This is a genomic window from Methylobacterium bullatum (assembly GCF_014845095.1).
Classification (GTDB): Bacteria; Pseudomonadota; Alphaproteobacteria; order Rhizobiales; family Beijerinckiaceae; genus Methylobacterium; species Methylobacterium bullatum.
On sequence record NZ_NKUG01000011.1, the window covers coordinates 21,778 to 46,181 of the forward strand.

Consider the following 24,404-nt stretch of genomic DNA (forward strand, 5'->3'; position numbering starts at 1 on the left):
GCCGGCCTATGCCAAGGCGAGGGGGATGAGGGGTGAAAGCTCAGTGTCTCGTGGCGAGGATCGGTCCGAGCACGTCGCCGACGCCGTTCACGGTGATCTGAGTTCCGATGCAAAGCAGCAGGAAGGCGAAGAGCCGGCCGAGGACCCGCGCTCCCACCGGGCCGATGGCCGTCACCACCCTGTCGGCCGAGCCGTAGGTGAATCTCACTAGGATCGCGATGGCGAGGGCCGCCAGCGACATGCCGAGATAGAAGCCGATGCGGTCGGGGCCGGGAGCGGGCCGGTTCGACCCCAGGGCGATCGCTACCGCGATGGTGCCGGGGCCGGTGGTGAAGGGCAGGGTCAGGGGGAAGAACGCCACGTCGGCGACGCTGTCGGTAGTGTCATGGGTCGCCTCGGCATGTTTCCGGGCCTCGCGGACCTCGGGTGCGCTGAGCAGCGTCCAGGCGGAGGCCGCGACCACGAGGCCGCCGGCGATCCGCAGCGCACCCAGGGACACCCCGAAGAAGTTCAGGATCGGCGCCCCCGCCCATAGTGCAGCTAGCATGATCAAGGCGGAGTAGAAGCCGATGCGCTTGGCGATCTCCACCCGCTCCTGATGCGAGTTCTGGGCGGTGATCTGTGAGAAGATCAGCGCCGAGCCCACCGGGTTGACGATCGAGAACAGGCTGGAGAAGGCGAAGACGAAGCTGTGGAGCGCCGCCTCCGGGTCGATGAGGCTGAACATGGAAGCGAATGCCTTGAAGCGGGTGTTCGGGTTCAACCCGGAGAAGGGGTGGGAACGAGGACCCTCGCCGGAGCGAAGCGGGCGGCCCGTTGCACCTGACGGACCGCCACCGGACGGTAGAGTTGCTTCGTGGCGTCGATGACGTGGAGGCCTGCGAAGGGGAGGGAGAGGCCGGTGCCGACCTTCTCCCAGGCGCCGGCCGTCCTCAGCCAGAGCCGGCTGTTCACCGGAGGCATGTAGAGGGCCTCGGCCCATCCTTCCGGCGAGAACTGGGTGGTCCGCATCAGCCGTCCGAGCTGGGAGCGGCTGTAGGGCTGGCCGTGGCCGAACGGCGTCGTATCGCGGCGGGCCCAGACCCCGCGCCGATTGGGCACGACGAGGATCATCCGCCCGCCGGGCGTCAGCACTCGCCAGACGTCCTGCAGCAATTCGGTGGGGCTCTCCACCGATTCGAGGGCGTGGACCAGGATCACCCTGTCCACCGCCGCTTCCGGCAGGGGCATCATGGTCGGGTCGGCGAGGGCCGAGCAGGATCGTCCGCCGCCGGGCCAGTTCACGACGCCCTGGGTCGCCGGCATGAAGGCGAGGGTGCGCTCGGCGATCACGTGGACCGGCCCGAGATAGGGCGTCGCATAGCCGAGGCCGAGAACCCTCAGGCCCGAGACCGAGCCGAGGAACCCATGGATCGCCCGCCCGACGATGCGATGGGTCACACCGCCCAGCGGGCTGGCATAGAAGGCGCGCAGATCGGTCACGTCGAGGCGCATGGGGCGGCTTGCTCCGGCGCGGCCGGACGTTGTCGAGGTTGCAGGGTTCTTTGACGCAGGGTCGGAATCGGATCAATGGGGACGAGACCGTTCGCCCACAAGCCGGCATGCCGCGGAGGGCGGAACTCCTCGCCGCCGCGTCCGGTTCTTCCGCGAGCGACCCGCGCCACAGACAGGAACGCCTCGTGACCGTCTCCCGCCCCGAGATCCGCACCTTCCTCTGCCGCAGCGACAACATCGGCGTGCTGATCCGCGACCCCGCGACCGGAGCCTGCGCCGCCATCGACCTGCCCGAGGCGGCTCCCGTGCTGAAGGCCCTCGACGAGACGGGCTGGACTCTCACGGATATCCTCGTGACGCACCGGCATCTCGACCATGTGGAGGGGATTCCGGAGGTGAAGCGGCGCACGGGTGCGAGGGTGACCGCTCCGCGCAAGGCGGGCCCGGACGTGCCGGAGGTGGACGTCTCCGTCGCCGAGGGGGATCTCGTCAGGGTTGGCGACCTCGAAGCCGAAGTCTGGGAGACGCCCGGCCATTGCCTCGACCACGTCACCTACTGGTTCGCGGAGGCGGGGATCGTGTGCGCCGGCGACACTCTGTTCACCCTCGGCTGCGGACGGGTGCTGGAGGGCCGCCCCGAATCGCTGTGGCACTCGCTCGAGCGGTTTCTTCTCCTGCCCGACGACACCCAGGTCTTCAGCGGCCACGATTACGTCCTCGCCAACGCCCGTTTCGCCCTCGCCGCCGATCCCGACAGCCAGTCGTTGAGGGATCGCATGGCGCAGGCTGAGGAGGCCAAGGCAGCCGGCCGCTTTCTCGTTCCGACGACGATGAAACACGAGCGGGCGACCAATCCATTCCTCCGTTCCACGGAGCCCGCTTTGGCTAAAGCAGTGAATCTTTCGCCTAATTCACCCGCTGAGGTAGTGTTCACTGCATTAAGGGCCTGGAAGAACAGCTTCTGACCGGCTATGGCCCTCTTGCTGTCTCGGACTCAGCGAGACGAGCGGGGGCGACGCCGACTCCGGATACGGCCCGCCCTCCTTATCAGCGCCGGCTGGAGTATCGATGGAGACGGCAGGTACGTCCTTTGTGGTCGGCTATGATTCGGCCGGCAGCGATGATGCTTCACCCATGATGGGTCTTCGTCCACCCGACAGGTCCAAGGCCCGAATTGGCCGGTCCAGCCCCGCACCGCTCTCGGTGGATGCCCGCCTCCTCGCGATTGCGACGGAACACTTGGCGCGCCTCGGGCACAAACGGGTGACGGTCGTGGCCGTGGCCGCCGAAGCCGGCATGACCCACGCCAACGTCTACCGATATTTTCCTTCCAAGGACGCCCTGCTCGATGCCGTCGCAGGGCGCTGGCTCCGGGATGTGGAAGCGGAACTCGCCCGCATCGCCGATGCGCCCGACCCCGCCGACGACAAGATCGAGCGCCTGCTGATGGCCCTGGCGAGCGCCCAGCGCGAGGTGCTGGCGCGGGAGCCTAACTTGTTCGCGGTTCATCTCGATGCGACAGTTGCGGCACGGCCCATCGCCCGGCGTCATCGGGTGCGCCTGCGCAGCCTGGTCGAACGGGTGGTGGAGGAGGGGATCGCGGCGGGCGCCTTCGTAGCCCGGGACCGCGAACGGGCGATCGCCTACATCTTCGACGCGAGCTACCGGTTCACCCATCCGCTGGCGATGCAGCACGATTCCGACCTGCCCGTCGACCTGATTCAGGCACGCTTCGGCGCCGTGATCCAGGCCATCCAGAAAGTGCTACGGATGGGCGCACTTTAGGCAAAGTGACAATTATCTCAGCCTGTCACCGAAGCTTTGCCGTCGAACCGGCGGGAGCTTCGGCCGCCTAAATCCTTCGACCAACAGGATTTTATCTCGGCCGTCTTCGTTCGGCCCGATCCGCCTCTGGCCCGAACTCTGCTTGGCGCCGACCACGTCGGGTTGAAGCATGGGGACTTTTCCGCCACACCGTCGCGGCGAAATCAACGTGCGATCGCGACCTCGACAATCAGCCCGTCCGTTCGGACGGAGCATCGCGGATCGGCACCGATACTGGAGGTTCGTTTTCCATGGCACGCAGCAAGATCGCGCTCATCGGCGCCGGGCAGATCGGCGGAACCCTCGCGCATCTGGCGGGCCTGAAGGAACTCGGCGACGTCGTCCTGTTCGACATCGTCGATGGCGTTCCCCAGGGCAAATCCCTCGACATCGCGGAATCCGCTCCGGTCGACGGGTTCGATGCCACCTATACGGGCGCCAGCGATTATTCGGCCATTGCCGGGGCCGACGTGGTGATCGTCACCGCAGGCGTGCCACGTAAGCCCGGCATGAGCCGCGACGACCTGATCGGTATCAACCTCAAAGTGATGGAAGCCGTCGGCACCGGCATCAAGGAGCACGCTCCGGACGCGTTCGTGATCTGCATCACCAACCCGCTCGACGCCATGGTCTGGGCCCTGCAGAAGTTCTCCGGCTTGCCCACCAACAAGGTCGTCGGCATGGCCGGCGTGCTCGATTCGGCGCGCTTCCGCCACTTCCTGGCCGACGAGTTCAAGGTCTCGGTGGAGGATGTCACCGCCTTCGTGCTCGGCGGCCACGGCGACGACATGGTCCCGCTGGTGCGCTACTCCACCGTGGCCGGCGTGCCGCTGCCGGACCTCGTCAAGCTCGGCTGGACGACCCAGGAGAAGCTCGACGCCATGGTCGAGCGGACCCGGAAGGGCGGCGGCGAGATCGTGAACCTGCTCAAGACCGGCTCGGCCTTCTACGCCCCGGCCGCCTCCGCCATCGCCATGGCCGAGAGCTACCTGCGCGACAAGCGCCGGGTGCTGCCCTGCGCCGCCTATCTCAGCGGCGAGTACGGAATCGACGGCATGTATGTCGGCGTCCCGATCGTGATTGGTGCCGGCGGTGTCGAGCGCGTCCTCGAGGTGGAATTCAACGCCGACGAGAAGGCCATGTTCGACAAGTCGGTGGGCGCCGTGAAGACCCTGATCGAAGCCTGCAAGACCGTGAACCCGGCGCTGGCCTGAAATCTCACAAGAAGCGTCGCGCGTCGGCGGGTTTCCCGTCGGCGTGAACGAGGCCGGTGTGTCGTGTCTTCCAATCCCGCGCGTTGCCGCGGGACGAGGCGAGGAAATTTCCTAATGAACATCCATGAATATCAGGCGAAGGCGGTGCTCAAGGAGTTCGGCCTGCCCGTCTCCCGCGGCGTGCCGATCTTCAAGCCGGAAGAGGCCGAGGCAGCCGCCAAGGAGCTGGGCGGTCCGGTCTGGGTGGTGAAGTCGCAGATCCATGCGGGTGGACGTGGCAAGGGCACCTTCAAGGGCGCGCCCGCCGGTGCCAAGGGCGGCGTGCGCGTCACCAAGTCCATCGACGAGGTCAAGCAGTTTGCCGGCGAAATGCTGGGCCAGACGCTGGTCACGATCCAGACCGGCGAGGCCGGCAAGCAGGTCAACCGCCTCTACATCGAGGAAGGCGCGCAGATCGCCGCCGAGTTCTACCTGTCGATGCTCGTCGACCGCGAGACCGGACGGGTCGCCTTCGTCGTCTCCACGGAAGGCGGCATGGATATCGAGACCGTGGCGCACGACACGCCCGAGAAGATCATCACCTTCTCGGTCGATCCTGCCACCGGGATCATGCCGCATCACGGCCGGGCCGTCGCCAAGGCTCTCGGCCTCACCGGCGCGCAGGCCAAGGAAGCCGGCGACCTCACCACCAAGCTCTACGCGGCTTTCACCGCCAAGGACATGAGCATGCTGGAGATCAACCCGCTGGTGCTCACCGGCGACGGCCATCTCAAATGCCTGGACGCCAAGATCTCGTTCGATTCGAACGCGCTGTACCGTCATCCGGACATCGTGGCGCTCCGCGACGAGACCGAGGAGGACGCCAAGGAGATCGAGGCGTCGAAATACGACCTCGCCTACATCGCGCTGGATGGCACCATCGGCTGCATGGTCAATGGCGCGGGCCTGGCCATGGCGACGCTGGACATCATCAAGCTCTACGGTGAGGAGCCGGCGAACTTCCTCGATGTCGGCGGCGGCGCGAGCGAGGAGAAGGTGACGGCGGCGTTCAAGATCATCACCGCCGATCCGCAGGTGAAGGGCATCCTCGTCAACATCTTCGGCGGGATCATGAAGTGCGACGTGATCGCCAACGGCGTGATCGCCGCGGTGAAGACGGTGGGCCTCGAAGTACCCCTGGTGGTGCGACTGGAGGGCACCAACGTCGAGAAGGGCAAGGAGATCATCCGGAATTCCGGCCTCAACGTGATCCCCGCCGACGACCTCGACGATGCCGCGCAGAAGATCGTCGCCGCCGTGAAGAAGGGCTGAGAGTACCCATGTCCATCCTGATCGACGCGAACACCAAGGTCATCTGCCAGGGCTTCACCGGCAAGAACGGGACCTTCCACTCCGAGCAGGCCATCGCCTACGGCACCAAGATGGTCGGAGGCACCTCACCGGGTAAGGGCGGCGCGAGCCATCTCGGCCTCCCGGTCTTCGACACCGTGGCCGAAGCCCGCGAGGCGACCGGCGCGACGGCATCGGTCGTCTATGTACCCCCGCCCGGTGCCGCCGATGCCATCTGCGAGGCGATCCAGGCGGAAATCCCGCTCATCGTCTGCATCACGGAGGGGATTCCGGTCCTCGACATGGTGCGGGTGAAGCGGTCGCTGGAGGGCTCGAAGTCGCGCCTCATCGGGCCGAACTGCCCCGGCGTCGTCACCGCCGGCGAGTGCAAGATCGGCATCATGCCGGCCAACATCTTCAAGCGCGGCTCGGTGGGCATCGTCTCGCGCTCCGGCACGCTGACCTACGAGGCCGTGTTCCAGACCTCGAATGCCGGTCTCGGCCAGACCACGGCGGTGGGCATCGGCGGCGATCCGGTGAAGGGCACCGAGTTCATCTCGATGCTCGAACTGTTCCTCGCCGACGACAAGACCGAGTCGATCGTGATGATCGGCGAGATCGGCGGTTCCGCCGAGGAAGAGGCGGCGCAGTTCATCGCCGACGAAGCCAGGCGCGGCCGCAAGAAACCCATGGTCGGCTTCATCGCCGGCCGCACGGCCCCGCCCGGCCGCCGCATGGGCCATGCCGGCGCCATCATCTCCGGCGGCAAGGGCGGCGCCGAGGACAAAATCGCGGCGATGGAAGCCGCCGGCATCCGAGTTTCGCCCTCGCCGGCACGCCTCGGCAGCACACTCGTCGACGTCCTCAAGGGTTGAGGCTGACGGGAATCTGTCACTTGTGTTGCGGTGCAAAATCGTCCCGCAGCCTCTATCTAGGAAGCGACGCGGCCTGATCGCCGCGTCGACTCGGACATCCCCATCTAAGCGCCCATCGGCGCCACGGGGGGGAGCAGGGGCGGGCCGCAGGGGCGGCTTCCCCGACAAAAGCGGTAGGATGATCGACGATGGCCCGCCAGGACGCGCTTCTCGAAACCTCGTTCCTCACCGGTGGCAATGCCGCCTATCTCGAGGAATTGCAGGCGGCCTATGCCCGTGATCCGCATTCGGTCGATCAGCAGTGGCAGGATTTCTTCAAATCCCTCGGTGACGAGAGCGGCCTTGCCGAGAAGAACGCCGCGGGTGCCTCCTGGCAGAAGCCGAACTGGCCCGTTCATGCCAATGGCGAGATGGTCTCGGCCCTCGACGGCAATTGGGCCACGGTCGAGAAGGCGGTGGGCGACAAGATCCGCGCGAAATCGGATACCGCCAAGCTCGATGGCGCCAAGGTCGCCAACGGCGCGGCGGTGGTCGCCGCCAGCGGCGTATCGGTGGAGCAGGCCACCAAGGATTCCGTCCGCGCGATCATGCTGATCCGTGCCTACCGCATGCGCGGCCATCTCCACGCCAAGCTCGATCCCCTCGGCCTCGCCCCGCGCGGCGACCACGAGGAGTTGCATCCCCAGCATTACGGGTTCGAGGAGAAGGATTGGGACCGTCCGATCTTCCTCGATAACGTGCTCGGCCTGCAATATTCGACCATCCGCGAGATCGTCGAGATCCTGGAGCGCACCTACTGCCAGACCCTCGGCGTCGAATTCATGCACATCTCCAACCCGGAGGAGAAGGCGTGGATTCAGGAGCGCATCGAGGGCAAGGGCAAGGAGATCTCCTTCACGCCCGAAGGCCGGCGCGCGATCCTGAACAAGCTGGTGGAAGCGGAGGGCTTCGAGAAGTTCCTCGACCTCAAATACACCGGCACCAAGCGCTTCGGTCTCGACGGCTCGGAATCGATGATCCCGGCGCTGGAGCAGATCATCAAGCGCGGCGGCGCGCTGGGCGCCAAGGAGATCGTTCTCGGCATGGCCCATCGCGGCCGGCTCAACGTGCTCTCGAACGTCATGTCGAAGCCGTTCCGCGCGATCTTCAACGAGTTCAAGGGCGGCTCGGCCTCGCCCGCCGAGGTCGAGGGCTCGGGCGACGTGAAGTACCATCTCGGTGCCTCGTCGGACCGCACGTTCGACGACAACAACGTCCACCTCTCGCTGACCGCCAACCCGTCCCATCTTGAGATCGTCGATCCGGTGGTGCTGGGTAAGGTCCGTGCCAAGCAGGACCAGCGGGCCAAGCCGAACGTGCAGCGCACCAGCGTCGTGCCGCTTCTCATCCATGGCGACGCGGCCTTCGCCGGCCAGGGCGTGGTGGCGGAGTGCCTCGGCCTGTCGGGCCTGAAAGGACACCGCACCGGCGGCTCGATCCACTTCATCATCAACAATCAGATCGGCTTCACCACCGATCCGCGCTTCTCGCGTTCGTCGCCCTATCCGTCGGACGTCGCCAAGATGGTGGAGGCGCCGATCTTCCACTGCAACGGCGACGACCCGGAGGCCGTGACCTTCGCGGCCAAGATCGCCATCGAGTACCGCCAGAAGTTCGGCAAGCCCGTCGTCATCGACATGCTGTGCTACCGCCGCTTCGGTCACAACGAGGGCGACGAGCCGGCCTTCACCCAGCCCAAGATGTATCAGCGCATCCGCAAGCACCCGACGGCGCTGGAGACCTACGCCAAGAGGCTCATCGCCGAAGGCGTGCTGACGCAGGAGCAGTTCGACACGCGCAAGGCCGAATTCCGCGCCATGCTCGACGGGGAGCTGGAGGTCGCCGGCAACTACAAAGCCAACAAGGCCGATTGGCTCGACGGTCGCTGGTCCGGCTTCAAGGCGGTGCGCGAAGACGTGGACGATCCGCGCCGCGGCAAGACCGGCGTGCCCGCCGACACCCTGCGTGAGATCGCCCAGCGCATCACCACGCCGCCGCCGGGCTTCCATCTCCACCGCACCATCCAGCGCTTCTTCGACAACCGCGCCAAGGCGGTCGAGACGGGCAAGGGCATCGATTGGGCGACCGCCGAGGCTCTGGCCATCGGATCGCTCCTCATCGACGGTCACCGGGTCCGGCTGTCCGGCCAGGACGTGGAGCGCGGGACGTTCTCGCAGCGCCATGCCGTGGTGATCGATCAGGAGAACGAGCAGCGCTACACCTCGCTGAACTCGATCCGCGAGGGCCAAGCGAATCTCGAGGTCATCAACTCGATGCTCTCCGAGGAGGCCGTGCTCGGCTTCGAATACGGCTACTCCCTGGCCGAGCCCAACGCCCTGGTGCTGTGGGAGGCGCAGTTCGGCGACTTCGCCAACGGCGCGCAGGTGGTCATCGACCAGTTCATCTCATCCGGTGAGCGCAAGTGGCTGCGCATGTCCGGCCTGACGCTGCTGCTGCCGCACGGCTACGAGGGCCAGGGGCCGGAGCATTCCTCCGCGCGCCTCGAGCGCTTCCTGCAGATGTGCGCCGAGGACAACATGCAGGTCGCCAACTGCACCACGCCCTCGAACTACTTCCACATCCTGCGCCGACAGCTGAACCGCGAGTTCCGCAAGCCGCTGGTGCTGATGACCCCGAAATCGCTCCTGCGCCACAAGCGAGCGGTGTCGAACCTCGACATGCTGGCCGAAGGGTCGACCTTCCACCGCGTGCTCTGGGACGATGCCGAGCACGAGGAGGACGGCGTCCGGCTGGTGAAGGACGACAAGGTCCGCCGTGTCGTGCTCTGCTCAGGCAAGGTGTATTACGACCTCTACGACGAGCGCGAGAAGCGCGGCGTCAACGACGTCTACCTAATGCGCGTGGAGCAACTCTATCCGTTCCCGCTCAAGGCGCTGGCCAACGAGATGGCGCGCTTCCGCAACGCCGAGGTGGTGTGGTGCCAGGAGGAGCCCAAGAACATGGGCGCCTGGTCCTTCGTCGATCCGTATCTCGAATGGGTGCTCGGCCAGGCCCAGTCCCAGGTGAAGCGGGCCCGCTATGTGGGTCGCCCGGCCTCGGCTTCGACGGCGGTCGGCCTTCTCTCGAAACATCAGGCCCAGCTCCAGGCCTTCCTCAACGAGGCGCTGGCGGCCTGACGCCTCCGGCACTCCCCTTCATCCGACACGACCAACCATTCGGGCGGACTACACACCATGGCAACCGACATCATCGTCCCCACGCTTGGCGAATCCGTGAGCGAGGCCACCATCGGCCGCTGGTTCAAGAAGCCGGGCGACGCGGTGGCGGCGGACGAGCCCCTGGTGGAGCTGGAGACCGACAAGGTCACCCTCGAAGTCAACGCTCCCGCCGCCGGCGAACTCGGTGAGATCCTTGCGAAGGACGGCGAGACCGTGGAGCCCGGCGCCCTGCTGGGGTCCATCGTCGAGGCCGGTGCCGGCGGTGGCGCGAAGGCCGCCGCTCCGAAGAAGACCGAGACCAAGGCCGAGACCCGCACCGAGGAGCCGGCGAAGTCACAATCCGAAGGGGCAGCGAAGGCGCCGGCGGAAGAATCCTCTGCGGCTTACGGCAATCACGGCGACGCCGCCGCGCCGGCATCCGATCGCCCGGCGGGAGATAACGGCCCGGCTGTCGCCAAGATGGCGCGGGAATCCGGCATCGACCCATCGACGGTGAACGGCACCGGCAAGGACGGCCGCGTCACCAAGGGCGACATGATCGAGGCGACCTCCAAGGCGCCGTCCGCTCCGGCCCCTGCTCAGGAGCCGGCCCGCCAGGCCAAGGCTCCCTCGCCGCCGCGCCCGGCCTCGAAGCCCGACGATGCCGCGCGCGAAGAACGCGTGAAGATGACGAAGCTGCGCCAGACCATCGCGCGCCGCCTGAAGGACGCCCAGGACACGGCGGCGATGCTGACGACGTTCAACGACGTCGACATGTCCGCCGTCATGGCCCTCCGCTCCCAGTACAAGGACATCTTCGAGAAGAAGCACGGCACCAAGCTCGGCTTCATGGGCTTTTTCACCAAGGCGGTGATCGGCGCCCTCAAGGACGTGCCCGCGGTCAATGCCGAGATCGACGGGACCGACCTCGTCTACAAGAACTACTATCACATCGGCATCGCGGTCGGCACCGATAAGGGCCTCGTCGTGCCTGTGGTGCGCAATGCCGACGACCTCTCCATCGCCGGCATCGAGAAGACGATCGCCGGGTTCGGCAAGAAGGCGCGGGACGGCAAGCTCTCCATCGAGGAGATGCAGGGCGGAACCTTCACCATCACCAATGGCGGCATCTACGGCTCGTTGATGTCGACCCCGATCCTCAACGCGCCGCAATCGGGCATCCTCGGCATGCACCGCATCGAGGAGCGTCCCGTCGTTCGCGCCGGCAAGATCGAGGCGCGGCCGATGATGTATCTCGCGCTCTCCTACGATCACCGCATCGTCGACGGGAAGGAGGCGGTGACCTTCCTCGTGCGCGTCAAGGAGGCGCTCGAGGATCCGGCACGTCTCGTGCTGGATCTCTGATCCGGCTTCCGGCGCAGACGCGATGAATCGGCGCCTCGTGCTTACCGCCGTCCCCGCGTTGGGGTTGGCGGCGCTGGCAGCGGTATGGTGGGGCCGGACGAGGGAGCTGCCGATTTACCCCGTCGACATACCGGCTGGCCCGAACCTCGCGGTCACGGCGCTCTCCGACACCATGCTGGCCGAGCGCGCCATCACCCGGCTGCCGCTCGGCGAGGCGGACTTTCCGACCGGCGCCATCGTCGCCACCGATCCGGCCGTGCAGCCCGAGCGGCCCGCCTTCGCCCGCCGCGTGCCGCCGGGGCGCTACCCGATCACGATCTACAAGGCGCAGGACCGGGTGGCTCTCGCGGAAATCCGCTTCGCACGAGGCACGCCGTCTCACTGGCAGATGGCCCTGCTTCCTGGGCAGGATGCCCGGACGTTGAAGGACGACGAGGTGTACGGCTTTCCTGTCGATGCCGGGCTCGGCGCCCTGATGGACGTTGCGGCGCGGAGCGCTTTCCTGCGCCGCGACGCCCGGGAGCAGAAGCGGCCCGGTTATGGGTCCTCCTACGACGACATCATTCACGCTCCCCTCGAAGCTGCTGGCGGCACCGAGGTGATGCTCAAGCCGCTGGCCGACGACCCGGCGACGCTCGCCGTGTTCCAGAGCGGCTGGGGCGACGGCGTCTACGCCTCCTATTGGGGCCTCGACGAGGAGGACCGGCCGGTCCTCCTCGTCACCGACCTGTCCGTCATCGAGGACGGCAACGGGGCTCCGTCCAAACAACCTTCGCTCTCCGGTTCGCCGGAGAGCACCGCATCAGGAACCGACCGCCCATGAGCACCTACGATCTCGTCGTCATCGGCACCGGCCCCGGCGGCTATGTCTGCGCCATTCGCGCCGCCCAGCTCGGTCTCAAGACCGCCGTGGTGGAGAAACGGGCCACCCATGGCGGCACCTGCCTCAATGTCGGCTGCATCCCGTCGAAGGCCCTGCTCCACGCCTCCGAGGCGTTCGAGGAGGCCTCGAAGCATTTCGGCGATATGGGCGTGATCGTCAGCGCACCCGAACTCGACCTCAAGAAGATGATGTCGTTCAAGCAGGACGGCGTCGACGGCAACACCAAGGGCGTCGAGTTCCTGCTGAAGAAGAACGGGATCGACGCCTATCACGGCCTCGGCCGGGTCGCCGGTGCCGGCCGCGTCGAGGTGTTGTCCGAGGATGGCGGTAACCAGATGCTGGAGACGAAGAACATCGTCATCGCCACGGGCTCCGACGTGACGAAGCTGCCCGGCGTGACCATAGACGAGACGATCGTCGTCTCCTCCACCGGCGCCCTCGAACTTCAGGCCGTGCCGAAGAAGCTCCTCATCATCGGCGCCGGCGTGATCGGCCTCGAACTCGGCTCTGTCTGGCGCCGTCTTGGCTCCGAAGTGACCGTGGTGGAATATCTCGACCGTGTCCTGCCGGGCATGGACGGCGAGGTCGGCAAGCAGTTTCAGCGGATCCTCGGCAAGCAGGGCATCGTCTTCAAGCTGTCCTCGAAGGTCACCGGCGTCGAGGTGAAGGACGGCGCCGCCACCGTGTCAATTGAGCCGGCCGCCGGCGGCGATGCCGAGAAGCTCGAAGCCGACGTGGTGCTCGTTGCCATCGGCCGCGTGCCCTACACCGAGAAGCTGGGTCTCGAAACGGTGGGCGTGCAGCTCGACAACAAGGGCCGCATCCAGACCGACAGCCACTACGCCACCAACGTCACCGGCATCTACGCCATCGGCGACGTGATCGCGGGGCCGATGCTCGCTCACAAGGCCGAGGACGAGGGTGTCGCCGTGGCGGAACTCCTCGCCGGGCAATCGGGCCACGTGAATTACGGGGTGATCCCGAACGTAGTCTACACCTATCCGGAGGTCGCCTCGGTGGGGAAGACCGAGGAGGAACTGAAGAAGGACGGCATTGCCTACAATGCGGGCAAGTTCCCCTTCACCGCGAACGGCCGCGCCAAGGTGAACCACACCACCGATGGCTTCGTGAAGATCCTGGCGGATGCCAAGACCGACCGGGTGCTCGGCGTCCATATCGTCGGCGCGGATGCGGGCAACCTCATCGCGGAACTGGCCGTCGCCATGGAATTCGGCGCCAGCGCCGAGGACGTCGCCCGGACCTGCCATGCCCACCCGACGCTGACCGAGGCGGTCAAGGAAGCCGCCCTCGCCGTCGGCAAGCGGGCGATCCACATCTGAGAAGCAGGGGCACTTTTTCCACCCCGCGCACCTCATCCTGAGGTGCGGCGACAGCCGCCTCGAAGGAGACCTCCAGGGATCGCTGCGCGAAGCGGAGCCCTCCTTCGAGGCCTCCGCTTCGCTCCTGCACCTCAGGATGAGGTGGCTGGCGGGATGCATGTCGTACTCGGCGGTTTGAAACCTGAGCGAGCCGGATGCCCTACGAACTCTATTATTGGCCGACGATCCAGGGCCGCGGCGAGTTCGTCCGTCTCGCCCTGGAGGAAGCCGGGGCGGAGTATGTCGATGTCGCCCGGGGACGGGAGGAGGACGGACAGGGCCTCGGCGCCATGGCGGCCTTGCTGGAAGATCCGTCGATCGCCCGGCCCGCCTACGCGCCGCCCTTCCTCCGGGACGGCGACGTCGTCATCGGCCAGACCGCGGCGATCCTGCTTTATCTCGGTCCCCGGCTCGGCCTCGCCCCGGCAGGCGAAGCCGACCGCCTCTGGACCCACCAGATCCAGCTGACCGTTGCCGATGTGGTGGCGGAAGCTCACGACACCCACCATCCCATCGCGGTGAGCCTCACCTACGAGGACCAGCAGCCCGAAGCGCTTCGGCGGGCGAAGGATTTTCAGGCGAACCGGATTCCGGAGTATCTCGCCTGGTTCGACCATGTGCTCGGCCGTAACGACGGCCTCCATCTCGTCGGAGGGGCTACGACTTACGCCGACCTGTCCCTGTTCCAACTCGTGGACGGGTTGCTCTACGCCTTCCCACGCGCGACGGAACGGACCCTCACCGAGAACCGCCACGTCGCCGCCTTGCACGACGCCGTCCGGCAACGGCCGAGGATCTCGGCCTATCTGGCGAGCCCGCGCCGCATTCCCTTCAACCAGCAGGGGATCTTCCGGCACTATCCAGAACTCGATCCGTAGCGCGCGCACCCGCACGGGGATGGGCCTGATCGAACGCATCCATCAGGCGTGCGGCGTCGACCTTGGTGTAGAGCTGCGTCGTCGAGAGCGAGGCGTGGCCGAGCAGTTCCTGGATCGCGCGCAATTCTCCCTGCCGGGCCAGGAGGTGGGTGGCGAAGGAGTGCCGCAAGGCATGGGGGGTGGCGCTGTCCGGCAGGCCGAGGGCGCCGCGCAGGGAGGCCACCGCATATTGGATGATCCGTGGCGAGAGCTTGCCGCCTTTCACGCCCACGAAGAGCGGCCCTTCCGGATCGAGGGCATGGGGGCAGGCGGCGAGATAGGCCGCCACCGCCTCGGCCACGACGGGGAGGATCGGCACCATCCGCTCCTTGCCGCCCTTGCCCATCACCGTCACCGACTCCACTCCAGGTACGGGGGCATCGCGGCGGGTGAGCCCGAGGGCTTCGGAAATGCGCAAGCCGGACCCGTAGAGAAGAGCGAGAACGGCGGCGTCACGCGCCAGGACCCAGGGCTCGCGGGATTCCCCGGCGCGGATGTCGATATCGGTCAAGGCGCGGGCGGCGGCGATGGGAATCGGGCGCGGCAGGCGTCGCTCGACCTTGGGCGAGCGGATCGCGCCGAGGGCGGACACGCTGCCGTGGCCGTCCCGTTCGAGATGGCGCGCGAAGGAGCGCAGGCCCGCGAGTGCCCGCATCAGCGATCGACCGCTCACGCCCTCCGCTCTGCGCGCGGCCATGAACCCACGGATGTCGCGCGGCTTGAGGGCGACGAGCCCGGCGATGCGCACGGCACCGGTGCGGCTCTGCAGATGGCAGAGGAACTGCCTCAGGTCGCGGGCATAAGCCTCCACCGTGTTCGCGGCCATCCGGCGCTCGCGCATCAGAGAGTCCTGCCACGCCATGGCGACGGACCGGACCGCATCGTCGCCGGGGAAAGCGACGGCGCAGGCTTCCGGAAACGGGGGAGGGACATGGAGCATCGCGCGGTGATCCGAGGGCGAAAAGCCCACTCAACGCCACCGAGGTTGACGGAGCGTTGCCGACGGAGCGAGTCCGTTACGGCGATGGCCGGCCTTTTCGCGGAACGGCATGCAGGCTAGGCGCTTGTCCAACGCATCCGACCCCTGTCGTTCCTCCCGATCCGAGCCCGCATGTCCGAGACACGCATCGTCTGCATCCGCCACGGCGAATCCACCTTCAACGCAGCCCATCGCCTCACCGGACGCGATCCCGGCCATATCGACGCCCGGCTGACGGACCGAGGCCTCATTCAGGTCGCGGCGGCCCGGGAGAGGCTGCGGGACATCCCATTCGATCTGGTGGTGACGTCTCCGCTCACCCGCGCCATCCAGACCACCGCCGGCATCTTCGGCGATCATCCGGCCAAGCCAGAGATCCTGGTGGAAGTGCTCCATCGCGAATGCCAGGAGAGCAGCTGCGACGTGGGGCGCGCCGCCTCCGTGCTGAAGGCGGAATTCCCGCATCTCGATATCGATCACCTGCCGGAGATCTGGTGGCATGCCGAGGGTGAGCCGATCGCGGAGGGCGTGCATGTGGAGCCGCGCCACCTGTTCGATCGCCGCGTGGCGACGTTCCGCGACTGGCTGACCGAGCGGCGCGAGCGCACCATCGCCGTCGTCGGCCATGGCACGTTCTTCTTCCACCTCACCGGCATCTGGCTCGACAACTGCCAGACCACCGAGCTCGACCTCGCATCTGGGCCGGTGGCGGGCTAATTCATCTGCCGGAGACGGCAGGCGTTCGCGCCGCGCCCGCCCGCGCCGCATCCAGCCGCTCCCGCGCCTGAACGAGATCGATGTCGGGCGCCCGTCGCCCGATGGCGAGGGCCTCGTGGAGGATGGTCGCGGCGCTGTCCCAGACGCCCTCGGCGAAGGGTGCTGCACCTTCCGCGACCTCGGCGGCGCAACGGGAATAGTTGGCCGATTTCACCGCGGCCGCCGCGCTGCGAGCGACGGAAGAGGCGAGGGCGCCCCGTCTCCAATCCCTCTGCCGCGAGGCGGCCTGCGCGATCGCACCTCCGCGCCACGCGGCATCATGGGCCGCCGAGACACCGGCATCGAGATCTCGCGCTTCGTCGCAACGGGCGGCGAGATCCGCGAAACCCGCGCGGTCGAGGAGGGGAGGCAGGATGCGGCGGATGCTCTCGAGGGCGAGAAAGCGAACGCGCCGCTCCTCCACCTCCGGGGTATCGGCGGAGCCGGACAGGCGCAGGACGAAGGCCATCAATCGGGGGCGCTGGTCGTCCGGCATCGCATCGTTGAGGCCGAGTGCGTAGGCGGCGAGCGGTGCCGAGAAGCACGGCGGGCAATCCGACGAGGAACGGATCGTCCGGTAGGGCAAGCCTGCGGCGACGATTGCCGCCTCGTTGATGCAGGTGCCGCCATCGGGACCGGGGAAAGGGTGCGAGCCGGGCAGCAGACGCCAATGGAGGATGTGCTCGAAACCCGTTGCCATGCGTGCCGGCTCCCTCTGGTTTCACGGGAAAACCCCAGCGCGAACCGGCGGGGTACCCGGAACCTGCCACGGGATTGCGTGCCGTGACGAGGAAAATCTCAGTCGCCCACGCCCACGGCGAGCCCCGCCAGCATGGCGATGCCCAGCACGAGGACGAAGGCCCCGGCCAGGAGTTCGAGCCCGCCCACCGCAACGGCGCCGGACGCGCCGCGCCCGCCCGCGAGACGCAGGGCCAGGGCCTTGGCGAAGACCGCCAGGCTCGCCAGCAACCCGGTGGTCAGGGCCGTGCCCAGAGCCATGGCGAAAGTCGCCGCGATGCCCGCCGCGAGGATGCCCTGCGAGGCGGAGAAGACGAGGATGAGGATCGCGCCGGCGCAGGGGCGCGATCCCGCTGCGATCACCACGCCGGCCCGCTCGCGCCACGAATCGAGGCGGCCGATGGCGCTGGCGTCGGTGAGGTGGACATGGCCGCAGCCGGGCGCGCAGGCGGCAGCGTTACCACCGTGGACGAGTCCCGCCAGTCGTCCGGCCTTCCGCCACGTCACCGTGAGCCCGAGGAGGGCGACGAGGGCGAAGCTCACCGTCTCGATCACCGTGCCGGCCCGCGTCATCCCGGCGGCGGTGGCGTTGAGCAGGAGATTGCCGATGGCGACGATGGCGATGGCGACGAGGGCCTGAAGCAAGGCCGCGGCGGCGCTGAGCGAGAAGCCGCGCGCCAGCGCCCGTTCTCCGGCCACGATGTAACCGGCGATCACCGCCTTGCCATGGCCCGGCCCGGCGGCGTGGAACACGCCGTAGCTGAAGCCGATGAGGACCATCGGCCCCCAGCTTCCGCCTTGCTTGATCGCGGCGACGGTGGCCTGCAGGCTGCGTGAGAAGCTCGATTGCATGGCGAGCAGCCCGCCGCCGATCCCGGTGGCTGAGGGCGCGGCCTCGCGAAATCCGACCCCGAATGGGGAGCGGGGCGGCGGCGGAGCTACGCTGGAGCCGAGGAGCCACGACAGCGCCGTGAGGGCAAGGGCGACGAGGGCGATGGCCGCGATGGCCAGGGCGAACTGTAGGGGGAGCCTGCTGCGGGACGTCGCCGGCTCTGTGATGGCGGTGCCTACGGACATGCGACGATGATCCGGTTGGCGAACTGGACGCCGTAGCTGGAGGCGTTGGTGAGGGCTTCGAAGAAGGCCTCCGACATGCCCGGCTTGGCATCGGCGGTCTTCGGCGCCTCCTTCTTGGGGCGGGTCATCGTGGCGGCGCAGCCGGAGGGAGCCCCGACGAGGCGGGCGGTGTCGGCATCCTCCGAGAGGCTGAACGCGACGAAATAGGTCGGGTCGAAGACTTCCAAGGCAGCGACCCCGCGCCCCTGCGCCACCGGCGATTTCAGCGGGAGGAGAAAGCTGAGGGTCAGCTTGTCGCCGTCCATTCTCATGCGCGGCTCCACCGGGTCGCCGAAGGTCTGCTCCTTGCCGCCGACCTTGAGCTTGGTGAAGTAGGCGAATTCCGCGAGATTGGCGGTGTTGTCGGTGGCCAGACCCGCGAGTTCGTCGGGGGAGACCGTGCCATCCCCGTTGGCGTCGAGGCCCTGGATCGCCGAGGCCGAGTAGCTGGCATCGAAGGTCCAGGCGTGACGGATGCCCGTCACCTTGCCGCCCTCGCCGTAATCGATCTCCGCCTTCGATGTGACCCAGACATGCGGATGAGCCGATGCCGGAGCGGCAAGGCCGAGGCTGAGGACAAGCGCCGCCAGAGAGGAGGCGCCGAAGCAGCGGGCGGATTGGGGAGCGATCGGCGAAGCCATGCTGGACGCTCGCGAGTCAAGGTAAACAAAATCTCAACGCGCGGTGCGTCAGCGACCGGCGGCCTTGACGATCTCCTCCGATTTCACTGGGGCGAAAGCGAGGCGCGAGCTTCCGTCAAGCGGCCCGGACGCTGGCGAGAAACCCCGCAATGCTCTCGTCGAGGGCGAGGCTCGCCGCCGCCACGCGGCCGGCGACACTCCTCACCGATTCGGCGGCCTGCGCGCTGGACGCGGCGGCTTCCTCGACCGTGGCGATGCCGCCGGACACGGCGTCGGCGCTGGCCTCGGCATCGGCGACGCTGTCTGCGACGCGTGCGCCCGCGATCCGCTGGGCCTCAAGAGCGAGGGCCACGGCCGCATCCGCGCCCGCCATCTGATCCATCGTTCCGCCGATGGCCTCCACCGCCCGGAGGGTGTCCTGCGCGGCGCCCCGCATGGCTTCGATCTGTCCCTTGATCGCTTCGGTGGCGCCCGCCGTCTGGGCGGCGAGCGCCTTCACCTCGCCGGCGACCACCGCGAAGCCGCGTCCGGCTTCGCCCGCGCGCGCCGCCTCGATCGTGGCATTGAGTGCTAGGAGATTCGTCTGCGCGGCGACGGTGGCGATGGTCTCGACCACGGTGCCGATCTCGCGCCCCGCCTCGGTGAGCAACGCGGCGGCGCGGCGCGTGGCCGTGACCTCGCGGTGCGCCAGTTCGCCCAAGCCATCGCGGATGCGCGACTGCCGGTCGATGGCCTCGCTACCTCCCGCGACATCCGCGCTGGCGGCCGCAGCCCTGCGCACCTGTTGTCCCGCGCCGGCCGCACCTTCCGAAACGATGGTGGCCTGATCCCGCGTGAGCCGCACGGCGTCCGACACCGCCTCCGCCGCGCCCGCCATGGCAGTGGCGGCGCTCGACAGATCCTGCGCCACCCTCTGAGCCTCCTGCTCGAAGGCCTGGGCGGCTGCCTCCAGGCGCGCGGCCCGCTCGGCTTCCAGAGCGGAATGGGCGAGCGCGCGCGCATCGCCTTCGACCTTGTCGACGATGACGGTCCGCAGCACCGCAATGGAGCGGGCCATGGTACCGATCTCGTCGCGTCGTTCCAGCAACGGGATGGCCCGGGTGAGATCCATGGCGGCAAGGGCATCGATCGCCGATCCGAGGCGGGCCAGCGGTTGGCGGATCTCCTTGAGGACGAGCCAGTGAGCGAAACCGAAGGTGAAGAGGATCACCGCCCCGGAGGCCACGAGGCTTATGCTACGGGTCTGCTCGATCTCCGCCGCGGCGTCCGAGCGTTCGTCGGCGAGACGCACCAGGGTGTCCTTGCCGATCCGCGTGATCGCGGACACCATTCTGGCGCGGCTCGCCACCGTGGCCTCGTCGGTGCCCTGGATCAGCGCCGCCTTCGGGGAGATGGTGAGGCCGAGCTCCGCCGTATCGGTCTGATAGGCCAGGAACTCCTTCAGCATCAGATCGAGCTTGAGGCGTTCCGTATCGGAGACATGCCCGGTGATCCGGCCCAGAAACGCGTCCTTCTGCTGACCGACCTCGGCGAGGGCGGTCTTCAGGGCGCCGAACTTCCCCTTGGCGTCCTCGGTGTCGTCCGCCGTGTAGACCGTCGTTGCCGCGACCACGGTGCGTTCGATCGAGAGGGCGAGGCCCTGGGCCGACAGGGTGCGTTCCCATACCGAATCCATCTCGGCCGTCCGCGCCTGCTGATGCAGGACCATCCGATCGTTGAACAGGGACAGGGCGCAGGCACCGAGCGCCAGAACGCCCATCACGGCCGCGAGTTTGTTGCCGAGGGAGAGGCGCATGGACTCGTTCCGTCATCGAGGGCTTTCCGAAGCTGATGACGTCCCGAACCTTGCCGGGAGTTTAAATCGAGGCGGCTAACGAGCTGTAATGCCTCAGAAAAACGCTTGAGGCCGCCCGTTTCGAGGCGGCCTCCGGTGTCGGTGCCTGGCGAGGAGTCGCTGAAAAGCGTAGCTCAGTAGGCCGTGGAATCGGCGGAGGCGACGTCGACCCGGTCGCCGCTGCGCGAGAAGGCGATGGTGGTCTCGCGTCCGTCGGAACCGAGGGTTCCGGGCACCGAGAGATGCACCGTCTGCTCGGGATTGAGGGTGGTCACGAGCCGGATCACCTGCGGCTGGTCGTTGCCGGAATTGACGCTGGCCAGGGTGGCGACGACGCGGTAGCGGCCCTTCTCCACCGTATAATAGGCTGAGCCCCGATAGGCACCGAGGTCGACGCTCTGTGCGCTTGCCGGCGAAAGCTCGGTCGCCGGGGAGGCCGTGGCGGAGGCGAGGGTGAGCGCTACGGCGAGGAGGGCTTTGGACGAGATGCGCATGATGAGGGAACCTGTGCGGTTACTGTCCGCCGGGAGTGCCCGTTGGGAGAGCCGGTTGCACCGGGAGACCGACATATGCGGATTTTATGCTGCGCTGCGAAGAGGAAAATATTGCAATGCGTCAATGCCTGGATTGCATGACTCGTCAAAAAATACCTTGATACATGTCAATAATACATAGCTCGACAGCATGACAGACAGAAGCTGCCGTTCCCAGGACCGGAAATGGACGTTCGACCGAAAGGCGGTTCGATGCGGGATTGGCCTAGGAAGATAACATGCTGCGATGCAGCGCGAGCGTTCCGTCAGTCGCGCCGGGTCAGCGCGGCGATCTCGGCTTCTTCCGCCGGGCTCAGCTTGGTCTCGTGATCCGCGCGCCGGCGCGACAGACGCCAGAGCCCAAAGACACCAAGGCCGAGGGCCATGAGGGGCGTCAGCCAGAGCAGCAGCGTGTGCAGGGCGAGGACCGGCCGCAGCAGGACGTATTCCCCGTAGCGGCCGACCACATAATCCTGCACCTGCCGGTCGTCGTCCCCCGCCTTCAGGCGCTCCCGCACAATGAGCCGGAGGTCGCGCGCCAGGGGCGCATCGGAATCGTCGATGGACTGGTTCTGGCAAACGAGGCAGCGCAGGCCGGAGGAGATGTCGCGCGCCCGCGCTTCGAGCTTGGCGTCCGGCAGGACCTCGTCCGGCTGGACGGCCAGGGTGGTGCCCGTCGAGCCGGCGAGAAGCGCCAGCGCGACGAGCAGGCGGGGAAGACGGGCCGCGCTCATTCGGCGGGGGCCATGGTGCCGGGCATGGTCTTGGCCTTTTCCTTCGCCCGTGCGGGCGCGCCCACCCGCATCCTACGGTCGGTGAGGGACACCGCCCCGCCCAGCGCCATGACGACGGAACCGAGCCAGATCAACAGCACCAGGGGCTTGTAGTAGAGCCGCAGGCCGATGGCCCCGCCGGGGACCATCTCGCCAAGGCTGGCATAGACCTGGCTGACGCCGACGGTGAGTAGGCCGGATTCCGTCACGTTCATCTTGCGGCTCGGATAGAACCGCTTGCCCGTCTCCACGGTGCCGATGAAGTCACCGGCCGTGTTGCGGATGGTCAGGAAGGCCGTCGTCTCCTCGTAATTCTCGCCCGTGCGCGGGCCGACCCGGTCGAGGGTCGCCACGTAAGGGCCGGAGGCGAGGGACTCGCCCGGCTTCACCGTGCTCAGGGCTTCCGTGGCCCAACCTTGCGCGGCGATACCGAGAACTACGATTCCGACGCCCGCATGAGCGAGCGCCGTGCCCCAGGCCGAGCGGGGCAGGCCCAGCGCCCGTCGCATGACGCCGCTCACCGTCCGTGCCCGGCTGTTGCCGTAGCCACGGGCCCGCGACACGATCTCCATGGCCGAGCCGACGACGAGATAGGCGCCGAGGCCGATGCCGATGGGCGCCATCATCGGGCCACCCCAGGTCCAGGCGAGCACGGCGAGGCCCACCGCGAGGGCGACACCCATGGCGGCGAACAGGCGCTGCGAGGCTGCGTGCACGTCGCCGCGCTTCCAGGCCAGGGTCTGGCCGAAGGGAACGATGAGGAGGAGCGGGATCGCCAGGGGGATGAAGGTGTAGTTGAAGAAAGGCGGCCCCACCGAGATCTTCTCGGAGGTCAGGGATTCGAGGAGCAGCGGGTAGAGTGTGCCGACGAAGACCGTGGCGCAGGCGGCGGCGAGGAACAGGTTGTTCATCACCAGGGCGCCCTCGCGCGAGATCGGCGCGAACAGGCCGCCCTGCCGCAGCATCGGCGCGCGCCAGGCGAAGAGGCTGAGCGAGCCGCCGATGAACAGGATCAGGATGGCGAGGATGAAGACGCCGCGCGTCGGGTCGGTGGCGAAGGAATGCACCGAGGTGAGCACGCCCGAGCGGACGATGAAGGTGCCCAGCAGCGACAGCGAGAAGGTGAGGATGGCGAGCAGCACCGTCCAGACCTTGAGCGCGTCGCGCTTCTCCATGACCACGGTGGAATGAAGCAGCGCCGTGCCTGCGAGCCAGGGCATCAGCGAGGCGTTCTCCACCGGATCCCAGAACCACCAGCCGCCCCAGCCGAGCTCGTAATAGGCCCAGTACGATCCCATCGCGATGCCCAGGGTCAGGAAGCTCCAGGCGATCAGCGTCCAGGGGCGCACGGCGCGCGCCCAGACCGCGTCGATGCGACCGTCGATCAGCGCCGCGATGGCGAAGGCGAAGGTGATCGAGAAGCCGACATAGCCGACATAGAGGAGGGGCGGATGGATCGCGAGGCCGAAATCCTGCAGCAGCGGATTGAGGTCGTTGCCCTCGACCGGCGCCGGGCTCACCCGCATGAACGGGTTCGAGGTCGTGATGATGAACAGCACGAAGACGAAGGTGATGAGGCCCTGGACCGCCAGGGTGTTGGCCCGGAGCACCGGCGGAACCGAGTTCCGGGACACGGCGACCAGGGCGCCGAACAGGGCCAGGATGAGGACCCAGAGCAGCATCGAGCCCTCATGGTTTCCCCACACGCCCGAGAGCTTGTAGAGGAAGGGCTTGGCCGTGTGCGAGTTCTCGATCACGTTCTGGACCGAGAAGTCCGAGGTGGCATGGGCGTAGGTGAGCGCCCCGAACGAGAACAGGATGCAGGCGAAGGTGCCGAGCGCCGCCGGAGTGGCTACGGCGCGCAGGGCCGCATCCCCAGAGCGGGCGGCCCAGACCGGCATCACCGCCTGGACCAGGGAAAGCGCCAGCGCCAATGCCAGCGCGAAATGTCCGACTTCGATCAGCACGTCGGATTGTCCTTCCTCAGGGTCATACCGGTCATCGTTCGCTGCGTCGTCCGAGCGTCGGCTCGCCGTCGGCGGTCTTCACGCCCTCGGCGGCTTTCCCGGCGGAGGCTCCCTTGGAGCCGCCCTCCTGCCACCGTCCCTGCGCCTTGAGCGCATCGGCGACCTCGCGGGGCATGTAGGATTCGTCGTGCTTGGCCAGCACCGTGTCGGCGCGGAAGATGCCGCCCGGCTCGAGCCGCCCTTCGGCGACGATGCCCTGGCCTTCGCGGAACAGGTCGGGAAGCAGTCCGCGATACTGGACCTGGACCGTCGCGTTGGTGTCGGTCACGGCAAAATCGATGTTCTGGTCCGGGCCGCGCTGGAGCGAGCCTTCCTTCACCAGCCCGCCGAGGCGGAAGCGGGTGCCCGGCGCCACGCCCTGCGCGGTCACCTCGGTGGGCGACCGGAAGAACACGATCGACCCGCTCATGGCGGACAGGATCAGGCCGAGGGCCAGGGCGAGCACGGCACCGCAGGCGGCGATCAGGATCAGGCGGCGGCTCTTGCGAGTCACGAGTGTCGTCCCGTTTCTGTTCCGGCGCCTCATGATG

Annotated in this window: 22 protein-coding genes; 11 read left to right on the forward strand and 11 right to left on the reverse strand. The window is 67.5% G+C overall.

Going from position 1 to position 24,404, the window contains the following annotated elements; all coding sequences use genetic code 11:
* Window positions 1–40 precede the first annotated feature (40 nt).
* Window positions 41–727, reverse strand: coding sequence for a MarC family protein (locus tag MBTS_RS01260; RefSeq protein WP_026176268.1), 687 nt, complete (start codon window positions 725–727; stop codon window positions 41–43).
* 32 nt (window positions 728–759) lie between these two features.
* A complete protein-coding gene (locus MBTS_RS01265; protein ID WP_018045799.1) occupies window positions 760–1,494 on the reverse strand; it encodes a class I SAM-dependent methyltransferase in 735 nt (244 codons plus the stop codon).
* 185 nt (window positions 1,495–1,679) lie between these two features.
* Between MBTS_RS01265 and gloB the strand changes: the two genes are divergently transcribed.
* The 10 genes from gloB to MBTS_RS01315 all read left to right on the forward strand — a co-directional run bounded on the left by gloB (window position 1,680) and on the right by MBTS_RS01315 (window position 14,438).
* Window positions 1,680–2,459 (forward strand): hydroxyacylglutathione hydrolase, encoded by a 780-nt coding sequence (gene gloB / locus MBTS_RS01270; protein ID WP_147832612.1) that lies wholly within the window; start codon window positions 1,680–1,682, stop codon window positions 2,457–2,459.
* Between the two features lie 169 nt (window positions 2,460–2,628).
* Window positions 2,629–3,279 (forward strand): TetR family transcriptional regulator, encoded by a 651-nt coding sequence (locus MBTS_RS01275; RefSeq protein ID WP_238254204.1) that lies wholly within the window; start codon window positions 2,629–2,631, stop codon window positions 3,277–3,279.
* Window positions 3,280–3,569: 290 nt separating this feature from the next.
* Entirely contained in the window at window positions 3,570–4,532 is a 963-nt protein-coding gene (gene mdh / locus MBTS_RS01280) for a malate dehydrogenase (protein ID WP_018045796.1), read from the forward strand.
* A gap of 114 nt (window positions 4,533–4,646) precedes the next feature.
* Window positions 4,647–5,843: an ADP-forming succinate--CoA ligase subunit beta gene (sucC, locus tag MBTS_RS01285; RefSeq protein ID WP_018045795.1), complete on the forward strand. Its 1,197-nt coding sequence runs from the start codon at window positions 4,647–4,649 to the stop codon at window positions 5,841–5,843.
* 8 nt (window positions 5,844–5,851) lie between these two features.
* On the forward strand, window positions 5,852–6,736 hold the full coding sequence (gene sucD, locus MBTS_RS01290; RefSeq protein ID WP_056143170.1) for a succinate--CoA ligase subunit alpha: 885 nt from the start codon (window positions 5,852–5,854) through the stop codon (window positions 6,734–6,736).
* Window positions 6,737–6,924: 188 nt separating this feature from the next.
* Window positions 6,925–9,912, forward strand: a complete 2,988-nt coding sequence (locus tag MBTS_RS01295; protein WP_056163811.1) for a 2-oxoglutarate dehydrogenase E1 component — start codon at window positions 6,925–6,927, stop codon at window positions 9,910–9,912.
* Between the two features lie 57 nt (window positions 9,913–9,969).
* Window positions 9,970–11,298, forward strand: coding sequence for a 2-oxoglutarate dehydrogenase complex dihydrolipoyllysine-residue succinyltransferase (odhB, locus tag MBTS_RS01300; protein WP_192214928.1), 1,329 nt, complete (start codon window positions 9,970–9,972; stop codon window positions 11,296–11,298).
* Between the two features lie 22 nt (window positions 11,299–11,320).
* Complete coding sequence (locus MBTS_RS01305; protein ID WP_192214929.1) at window positions 11,321–12,121, forward strand: DUF4241 domain-containing protein; 801 nt, start codon at window positions 11,321–11,323, stop codon at window positions 12,119–12,121.
* Complete coding sequence (lpdA, locus tag MBTS_RS01310; RefSeq protein ID WP_192214930.1) at window positions 12,118–13,521, forward strand: dihydrolipoyl dehydrogenase; 1,404 nt, start codon at window positions 12,118–12,120, stop codon at window positions 13,519–13,521. Before MBTS_RS01305 ends, lpdA begins: the two co-directional genes overlap by 4 nt.
* A gap of 194 nt (window positions 13,522–13,715) precedes the next feature.
* Window positions 13,716–14,438, forward strand: a complete 723-nt coding sequence (locus tag MBTS_RS01315) for a glutathione S-transferase (RefSeq protein ID WP_192214931.1) — start codon at window positions 13,716–13,718, stop codon at window positions 14,436–14,438.
* On the opposite strand, the gene MBTS_RS01320 is transcribed toward MBTS_RS01315, so the two are convergent.
* Complete coding sequence (locus MBTS_RS01320) at window positions 14,392–15,417, reverse strand: tyrosine recombinase XerC (RefSeq protein WP_192214932.1); 1,026 nt, start codon at window positions 15,415–15,417, stop codon at window positions 14,392–14,394. The genes MBTS_RS01315 and MBTS_RS01320 overlap by 47 nt on opposite strands.
* Window positions 15,418–15,588: 171 nt before the next feature.
* Between MBTS_RS01320 and MBTS_RS01325 the strand changes: the two genes are divergently transcribed.
* The gene (locus tag MBTS_RS01325; protein WP_192214933.1) at window positions 15,589–16,173 is read left to right on the forward strand and encodes a histidine phosphatase family protein; all 585 of its coding nucleotides are present in this window, start codon (window positions 15,589–15,591) and stop codon (window positions 16,171–16,173) included.
* 1 nt (window position 16,174) lies between these two features.
* On the opposite strand, the gene MBTS_RS01330 is transcribed toward MBTS_RS01325, so the two are convergent.
* From MBTS_RS01330 to ccmE, 8 genes are all read right to left on the reverse strand, one after another.
* The gene (locus tag MBTS_RS01330; protein ID WP_192214934.1) at window positions 16,175–16,912 is read right to left on the reverse strand and encodes a hypothetical protein; all 738 of its coding nucleotides are present in this window, start codon (window positions 16,910–16,912) and stop codon (window positions 16,175–16,177) included.
* Between the two features lie 98 nt (window positions 16,913–17,010).
* Window positions 17,011–18,027, reverse strand: a complete 1,017-nt coding sequence (locus tag MBTS_RS01335; protein WP_147832588.1) for a nickel/cobalt transporter — start codon at window positions 18,025–18,027, stop codon at window positions 17,011–17,013.
* Window positions 18,018–18,707: a DUF1007 family protein gene (locus MBTS_RS01340; RefSeq protein WP_187273437.1), complete on the reverse strand. Its 690-nt coding sequence runs from the start codon at window positions 18,705–18,707 to the stop codon at window positions 18,018–18,020. The genes MBTS_RS01335 and MBTS_RS01340 overlap by 10 nt, the downstream gene beginning before the upstream one ends.
* Window positions 18,708–18,822: 115 nt before the next feature.
* Window positions 18,823–20,502: a methyl-accepting chemotaxis protein gene (locus MBTS_RS01345; RefSeq protein WP_147832587.1), complete on the reverse strand. Its 1,680-nt coding sequence runs from the start codon at window positions 20,500–20,502 to the stop codon at window positions 18,823–18,825.
* A 173-nt stretch (window positions 20,503–20,675) separates the two neighbouring features.
* On the reverse strand, window positions 20,676–21,035 hold the full coding sequence (locus MBTS_RS01350) for a hypothetical protein (RefSeq protein ID WP_147832586.1): 360 nt from the start codon (window positions 21,033–21,035) through the stop codon (window positions 20,676–20,678).
* A gap of 305 nt (window positions 21,036–21,340) precedes the next feature.
* Window positions 21,341–21,808, reverse strand: a complete 468-nt coding sequence (locus MBTS_RS01355; protein ID WP_238254205.1) for a cytochrome c-type biogenesis protein — start codon at window positions 21,806–21,808, stop codon at window positions 21,341–21,343.
* Window positions 21,805–23,814 (reverse strand): heme lyase CcmF/NrfE family subunit, encoded by a 2,010-nt coding sequence (locus MBTS_RS01360; RefSeq protein WP_018045780.1) that lies wholly within the window; start codon window positions 23,812–23,814, stop codon window positions 21,805–21,807. Before MBTS_RS01360 ends, MBTS_RS01355 begins: the two co-directional genes overlap by 4 nt.
* Before the next feature lie 31 nt (window positions 23,815–23,845).
* Window positions 23,846–24,367, reverse strand: a complete 522-nt coding sequence (gene ccmE, locus MBTS_RS01365; protein ID WP_018045779.1) for a cytochrome c maturation protein CcmE — start codon at window positions 24,365–24,367, stop codon at window positions 23,846–23,848.
* Window positions 24,368–24,404: the final 37 nt, after the last annotated feature.